The organism is Herbidospora cretacea (genome assembly GCF_001570605.1).
Classification (GTDB): Bacteria; Actinomycetota; Actinomycetes; order Streptosporangiales; family Streptosporangiaceae; genus Herbidospora; species Herbidospora cretacea.
Genome location: NZ_BBXG01000021.1, coordinates 146,969 through 153,917, shown reverse-complemented (window position 1 = coordinate 153,917; position 6,949 = coordinate 146,969). Strand labels below are relative to the sequence as shown.

Here is a 6,949-nt window from a genome sequence, read left to right as displayed (position 1 = left end):
GGAATGAGCGGCGGCACACTCTCGGTGGCGTACGAGAACCCAGACGTCTGACCATGCGCCGGCCGCCCGAGCTCCCCGAGACGCCGGACCCGCAGGGGGCCTACCCGAGGCTGAGCGACGCGCAGCTCCAGGCGCTGGCCCCGCACGGCGAGCGGCGCCGGGTCCGCCGGGACGAGGTCCTGTACGCGGAGGGTCTTCCGGTCGGCGAATTCTTCGCGGTCCTGTCCGGCAAGGTCGCGACGGTCGGGGGATTCGGCGTGGACGACCAGGTGATCGGTGTCCACGGGGCGGGCCGGTTCCTGGGAGAGCTCAACGTGCTCACCGGCCAGGTGGGCTTCGTCACCGGCGTGGTGGCCGAGGACGGCGAGGTCCTCGCCGTGCCCGCGGACGCGCTCCGCCGCCTGGTCGCCGGGGATCCGGGGCTCGGCGACCTGATCCTGCGGGCCTACCTCGTCCGCCGCAGCATGCTCATCGGGCTGGGGGCCGGATTCCGCATCATCGGGGCCGGACCCGCGGGCCTGGCGGCGTCGGTCTACGGGCGTCGGAGGGCCTGGCGACGCTGACCCTGGAGAACGTCGCGACGGGCGGCCAGGCGAGCATCTCCTCCCGGATCGAGAACTACCTCGGCTTCCCGGCCGGGATCTCCGGCGGCGAACTGGCGGAGCTGTCGGTGATACAGGCCGACAAGTTCGGTGCGCGGCTGCTGGTCCCCGCGCAGGCATGCGGACTGCACCTGGACGCGGGTGATCACATCGTCACCGTCGAGGCCCAGATGTGCGAGCAGGACCCGGTCGTCGTCGTGGGCGGAGGCAACTCGGCCGGTCAGGCCGCCCTGTTCCTGGCCCGGCACGCCGCCTGTGTCCGGCTGCTCGTGCGGGAGGAGGCGCTGTCCACGAGCATGTCCCGCTACCTGGCCGTCGAGATCGAACGGCACGCCCGGATCCAGATCGTGCTGAACACCGAGGTCCGGGAGCTGATCGGGGAGGACAAGCTCGCCGCGGTCGGCGCCGAGAACAACCGCACCGGCGAACGTTCCACGATCGAGGCCCGCGCGATGTTCATCTTCATCGGCGCGGAGCCGTACACGACCTGGCTGGCCGACGAGATCGCGCTCGACCCGAAGGGCTACATCCTGACGGGCGCGGACGCCACCCGGTCCGGCAGGCCGGACACGCCCGACTCCGCCGGTCGGCCGTTCCCGCTGGAGACGAGCAAGGCGGGCGTGTTCGCGGCCGGGGACGTGCGGAGCGGCTCGGTCAAGCGGGTGGCCGCGGCAGTCGGTGAAGGCGCCATGGCCGTACGGCTGATCCACGACTATCTCCAGGCCGGGGAGTGACTCCGGGCCGGAAGGCCCAAAGCGGCCGCCAGTCAGTCGTCAGGGCTTGAGAACGACCTTCTCGCAGTTGTCCTGCTTGTTCTTGAAGATCTCGAAGCCGCGTTCCGCCTCCTCCAGCGGCAGCGTGTGCGTGATGATCCGGGTCGGATCCAGCTCACCGCTCTCGATGCGCCGCAGCAGCGGCTTCATGTAGCGCTGCACGTGGCACTGCCCGGTACGCAGAGTCAGCGACCGGTTCATCCACGCGCCGGCCGGGAACTTGTCCACCAGACCGCCGTAGACGCCGATCACCGACACCACGCCGCCGCTGCGGCACGACATGATCGCCTGACGCAGCACGTGCGGACGGTCGGTCTCCAACCGTACGGCCTGCTTGACCTGGTCGTAGGCGGCGATGTGGGCACTGCCGTGGGTGGCCTCCAGGCCGACGGCGTCGATGCACTTGTCCGGTCCCCGGCCTCCGGTCAGTTCGAGCAGCTGGGACCGTACGTCGACCTCCTCGAAGTTCACCGGCGTGTGGCCCGCGCGTTCGGCCATCTCCAGCCGGTAGGGCTCCTTGTCGATGGCGATGACCTTCGCGGCGCCGAGCACCCGGGCGCTGTCCATGGCGAACTGGCCCACCGGGCCGGCCCCCCACACGGCCACCACGTCGCTCGGCTGGATGTCGCACATCTCGGCGCCCATGTAGCCGGTGGGCAGGATGTCGGACAGGAACAGCACCTGCTCGTCGGCCAGATCCGACTCGATCTTCAGCGGGCCGACGTCGGCGAACGGCACCCGCGCGTACTGCGCCTGGCCGCCCGCGAAGCCGCCGGTCAGATGCGAGTAGCCGAAGATCCCGGCGACCGGGTGACCGAACATCTTCTCCGCGATCCCGGCGTTGGGATTGGTGTTCTCGCAGCAGGAGTACAGCTCGGAGGCGCAGGCGCCGCACGCGCCGCAGGCGATCGGGAACGGCACGACGACCCGGTCCCCGACGCGCAGCCGCTCCGGAGCGACGCCCGCTCCGACCTCGACCACCTCGCCCATGAACTCGTGCCCCATGACGTCGCCGTCCTGCATCGTGGGCACGTACCCGTCGACCAGGTGCAGGTCAGAGCCGCAGATCGCGGTGGAGGTGATCCGGACGATGGCGTCTCGCCTGTTCAGGATCCTCGGGTCCGGCACGTCACGGACCTCGACCTTGTTGCGGCCCGCCCAGGTGTTGGCCCTCATCGGTCCGCTCCCTTCGCGAGTTCGGCGTCCGACAGCGGTTGCGCCGGACGCTGCGGGAACTCCTTGCGGGCCCGCTTGCCCCAGGGGGCGCCGTCGGACCGGACCACCTCGCCGGTCTCCAGGACCTGCTTGAGCCGGCGCAGGTCGTCGTCGAGCTGCTGGTGCGGTTCCTCGCCGAAGTACTTGGCGACCGCCTTGCCGATCGTGCCGCCCGGAATGTCGTACACCAGAACGATGTGCACCTCGGTGCTCACGCCGTCCGGGGCGGGCGTGAACCGGACCGTGCCGGCGTTCGGCACGTCCGCGTCGCCGGCCGACCGCCACCTGATCTTCTCGCCTGGCGTGTCGTCGACGATCTCCGCGTCCCATGCGATGTCCTTGCCGAACGGGGCGTCGGCGACCCAGCGGCTCGTACGGTCACCGGTGGTGCGGACCTCCTCGAGGTGGGCCATGAACGTCGGCAGGTTCTCGAGATCGCGCCAGAACGCGTAGACCTCCGACGCGGGTTTGCGGATGGTTGTCGTGGCTGTCAGTTCCATGGTTCTCCTCGGCGTATGCCTCGCAGCACCAGCAGGGAGACGACCTTTGCCTGCCTGGCCGGCACGTCGGCCAGACAGGTCCACCACTGTGAATCCGACAACGACGCCAATGACACCGACGAGCCGCCGCCGGATCCGCACGCCATGGTGGGCGCCGACCGGCCGAGCGAGATCAGGTTCACCGCGTCATCCACGATCAAGGGCGCGGCTCGTTCAAACTGCCCCTACCCCTCGAAATGCACCCAAACCCACCCATCGACTGCGTCGACCGCGCCCCTTTACCCGGGCTGAAAGAGACGACGCGGGACACAGGGGGGCCTGTTCCGCCCGCGTCTCATCTCTCACGGAACAGGGACGGAACAGTGATCCTTCAGGTCTGCTGAGCCGAACCGCGAAACCCCGCCACAGGGACATCCTGGGCGGGGTTCTCGCTGCTCAAGCCCTACTTGAGGAGCTGCCGCGCCATCACCATCCGCTGGATCTGGTTGGTCCCCTCGTAGATCTGGGTGATCTTGGCGTCGCGCATCATCCGCTCCACCGGGTAGTCGCGCGTGTACCCGTATCCACCCAGCAGCTGCACCGCGTCGGTGGTGATCTCCATCGCCGCGTCCGACGCCGCCGTCTTCGCCGCCGAGGAGAAGAACGTCAGGTCCGCTACCGGGGTGCCGTGCATGGCGCGCTCGGACTTGGCCGCCGCCGCGTAGGTGAGCTGCCGGGCCGCCTCCAGCTTCATCGCCATGTCGGCGATCATGAACTGGACGCCCTGGAAGTCGCCGATCGCCTTCCCGAACTGCCTGCGCTCCTTGACGTAGCCGATGGCGAAGTCGAGTGCGCCCTGGGCGATGCCGAGCGCCTGCGCCGCGATGGTGATCCGGGTGTGGTCGAGGGTCGCCAGGGCGGTCTTGAAGCCCGTGCCGGGCGCGCCGATCATCCGGGACGCCGGGATCCGGACGTCCTCCAGGATCACCTGCCGGGTCGGCGACCCCTTGATGCCGAGCTTGCGCTCCTTGGGACCGAACGACACGCCCTCGTCGGCCTTCTCCACGACGAACGCCGAGATGCCGCGCGGCCCGGCCGACGGGTCGGTCACCGCCATGACCGTGTAGTACTCCGACACGCCGGCGTTGGTGATCCACGTCTTGACGCCGTTGAGCACGTAGTCGTCGCCGTCGGCCACCGCGCGGGTCCGCATCGCCGCCGCGTCGGAGCCGGCCTCGGCCTCGGAGAGGGCGTAGGAGAACATGCCGTCGCCGCGGGCCACCGCGGGCAGGTAGGCCGACTTGAGCTCGTCGGAGGCCGAGAGCAGCAGCGGCACGGTGCCGAGCTTGTTCACCGCCGGGATCAGCGAGGTGGAGGCGCAGACCCGCGCCACCTCCTCGATCACGATCACCGTCGCGAGCGCGTCGGCGCCGGCCCCGCCGTACTCCTCGGGCACGTGGACCGCGTGGAAGTCGGCGGCCACGAGGTCCTTGTACGAGTCGTCGGAGAACTCCTCGTTCTCGTCGGCCGCGGCGGCGCGCGGGGCGATCTTCTCTTCTGCCAAAGCCCGGACCGCCTCGCGGAGCATGTCGTGCTCCTCCGCCGGCGCGTACAGAGGAAAGCTCATAGGCGGATTCTAGGACGTCCAACTATCGACCGGCCAGCCGGTGCCGAGGTCGGGCAATCCACCCCCCAACCGCCTCGGGTAGCATCACACACCCTGATAGATGCAGGTCATGAGGGGAGCACGGCGTGCCGTACCGACTCACGGTCCTGGGGACCGGCTATCTGGGGGCGACGCATGCCGCGTGCATGGCGGAGCTCGGTTTCGAGGTCCTCGGGCTCGACGTCGACCCCGACAAGATCGCCCGCCTCGCGCGCGGCGAGTCGCCGATCTACGAACCGGGCCTGGAGGCCCTGCTCAAGAAGCACGTCGCGAGCGGGCGGCTGCGGTTCACCACGTCCTACGAGGAGGTGGCCGCGTTCGGCGACGTCCACTTCATGTGCGTCGGGACGCCCCAGAAGAAGGGCGAGTTCGCCGCCGACACCTCCTATCTGGACGCGGTCGTCGACTCGCTCGGGCCCCACATCACCAGAGACTGCCTGGTCGTGGGCAAGTCGACCGTCCCGGTCGGCACCGCCCGGCGGCTCGCCTCCCGGCTGCGCGAACTGACCGGCGACCACGCCGAGCTCGCCTGGAACCCCGAGTTCCTGCGCGAGGGCTTCGCCGTCGACGACACCCTCCACCCCGACCGGATCGTCCTCGGCGTCACCTCGCCCCGGGCCGAGACCGTGCTGCGGGAGGTGTACGCCCCGCTCGGCGACGTCCCGATCGTGGTCACCGACTTCCCCACCGCCGAACTGGTCAAGACGGCCGCCAACGCCTTCCTGGCCACCAAGATCTCGTTCATCAACGCCATGGCCGAAGTCTGCGAGGCCACCCAGGCCGACGTGAAACTGCTCTCCAAGGCCCTCTCGTACGACGAACGCATCGGCGGCCGCTTCCTCAACCCCGGCCTGGGCTTCGGCGGCGGCTGCCTGCCCAAGGACATCCGCGCCTTCATGGCCAGAGCGGGCGAACTGGGCGCCGACCAGGCACTCACGTTCCTGCGCGAGGTCGACGCGATCAACATGCGCCGCCGCGCCCGGATGGTCGACCTGGCCCGCGACATGGTCGGCGGCTCGTTCCGCAACCGGGTCGTCGGCGTCCTGGGCGCCGCCTTCAAGCCCAACAGCGACGACATCCGCGACTCCCCCGCCCTGGACGTCGCCGCGACCATCGGCCAGGAGGGCGGCGCCGTCACCGTCTACGACCCGGTGGCCCTGGACAACGCCCGCAAGGCCCAGCCCAACCTCGGCTACGCCGAATCGGCCCTCGACGCCTCCCGCGACGCCGACGTGGTCCTGCTGCTGACCGAATGGCAGGAGTTCGTCAACCTCGACCCCCACGCCCTGGGCGACGTGGTCAGCTCCCGCAACATCGTCGACGGCCGCAACGCCCTCGACGCCGTCACCTGGCGAGAGGCCGGCTGGAACTACCGCGCCCTGGGCCGCCCGCAGTAAACCGTCACCACACCGGGATATACGAGCACTAGACCTGTATATACGCTCAGGGCATGGCGAACGATTACTTCGTGACGTACACGACCCCCCGAGGCAGCGTGATCACGCTCCCGTTCCTCAGCGAGCAGCAGATGAACGCGGTCATGGCCGCTCTCCATCCTGGCCCGGCCAGGGAACTCACCACCACCGACAACGAAACCTGCGGTCAGTGCCAGGGCGCCGGGGGCTGGCACGAAGTCATCGAGTTCAAGACCTCGTCAGGCGCCACTGTGACCACCCGGAAGTGGGTCAACTGCCGCCGCTGCGGCGGAACCGGCCAGACGCCTAAGAAGTAGCCCCCTCCGAGGCCGCCTTGCGGAGGGCTTCGCCTTTCGCGTAGGCCGTCTTCTTCAGTTCGGCCTGGAACTCGACCATCCGCTCCTGCAGCACCCGGTCGGAGGCCGCCAAAATCCGGACCGCCAGGAGTCCCGCGTTGCGGGCTCCGCCGACCGCGACCGTCGCGACCGGCACGCCGGCCGGCATCTGGACGATCGACAGCAGCGAGTCCATCCCGTCGAGGTACTTCAGCGGCACCGGCACGCCGATCACCGGGAGGGGGGTCACCGAGGCCAGCATGCCCGGCAGGTGGGCCGCGCCCCCGGCCCCGGCCACGATGACCTTCAGGCCCCGGGAGGCGGCGGACTTGCCGTACGCGATCATCTCCTCGGGCATCCGGTGGGCCGACACGACGTCGGCCTCGAAGGACACGCCGAACTCGCGGAGCGCCTCGGCGGCCAGGCCCATGACGGGCCAGTCGGAGTCGCTTCCCATGACGATG

Annotated in this window: 9 protein-coding genes; 4 read left to right on the top strand and 5 right to left on the bottom strand. The window is 69.7% G+C overall.

The annotated features are described in order from the left end of the window. Both AW270_RS40805 and AW270_RS40800 read left to right on the top strand, forming a co-directional pair. The coding region (locus AW270_RS40805; protein ID WP_218009390.1) for a Crp/Fnr family transcriptional regulator at positions 1–563 on the top strand (563 nt) is incomplete at its 5' end. Positions 564–670: 107 nt separating this feature from the next. Further along, positions 671–1,336, top strand: a complete 666-nt coding sequence (locus AW270_RS40800) for an NAD(P)/FAD-dependent oxidoreductase (protein ID WP_061299739.1) — start codon at positions 671–673, stop codon at positions 1,334–1,336. Positions 1,337–1,375: 39 nt separating this feature from the next. On the opposite strand, the gene AW270_RS31380 is transcribed toward AW270_RS40800, so the two are convergent. From AW270_RS31380 to AW270_RS31370, 4 genes are all read right to left on the bottom strand, one after another. After that, positions 1,376–2,551, bottom strand: a complete 1,176-nt coding sequence (locus AW270_RS31380; RefSeq protein ID WP_061299738.1) for a zinc-dependent alcohol dehydrogenase — start codon at positions 2,549–2,551, stop codon at positions 1,376–1,378. Then, positions 2,548–3,090, bottom strand: coding sequence for an SRPBCC family protein (locus AW270_RS31375; RefSeq protein ID WP_061299737.1), 543 nt, complete (start codon positions 3,088–3,090; stop codon positions 2,548–2,550). Before AW270_RS31375 ends, AW270_RS31380 begins: the two co-directional genes overlap by 4 nt. Continuing rightward, positions 3,081–3,290 (bottom strand): hypothetical protein, encoded by a 210-nt coding sequence (locus tag AW270_RS39200; protein ID WP_157522885.1) that lies wholly within the window; start codon positions 3,288–3,290, stop codon positions 3,081–3,083. Before AW270_RS39200 ends, AW270_RS31375 begins: the two co-directional genes overlap by 10 nt. Positions 3,291–3,532: 242 nt before the next feature. After that, on the bottom strand, positions 3,533–4,696 hold the full coding sequence (locus AW270_RS31370; protein WP_061299736.1) for an acyl-CoA dehydrogenase family protein: 1,164 nt from the start codon (positions 4,694–4,696) through the stop codon (positions 3,533–3,535). A gap of 125 nt (positions 4,697–4,821) precedes the next feature. On the opposite strand from AW270_RS31370, the gene AW270_RS31365 reads away from it, so the two are divergent. Continuing rightward, entirely contained in the window at positions 4,822–6,132 is a 1,311-nt protein-coding gene (locus AW270_RS31365; RefSeq protein ID WP_082801964.1) for a UDP-glucose dehydrogenase family protein, read from the top strand. A 53-nt stretch (positions 6,133–6,185) separates the two neighbouring features. Then, positions 6,186–6,467: a hypothetical protein gene (locus AW270_RS31360; RefSeq protein WP_061299735.1), complete on the top strand. Its 282-nt coding sequence runs from the start codon at positions 6,186–6,188 to the stop codon at positions 6,465–6,467. Here the strand turns inward: AW270_RS31360 and purE are convergent. After that, on the bottom strand, positions 6,457–6,942 hold the full coding sequence (gene purE, locus AW270_RS31355) for a 5-(carboxyamino)imidazole ribonucleotide mutase (protein ID WP_061299754.1): 486 nt from the start codon (positions 6,940–6,942) through the stop codon (positions 6,457–6,459). The genes AW270_RS31360 and purE overlap by 11 nt on opposite strands. Positions 6,943–6,949: the final 7 nt, after the last annotated feature.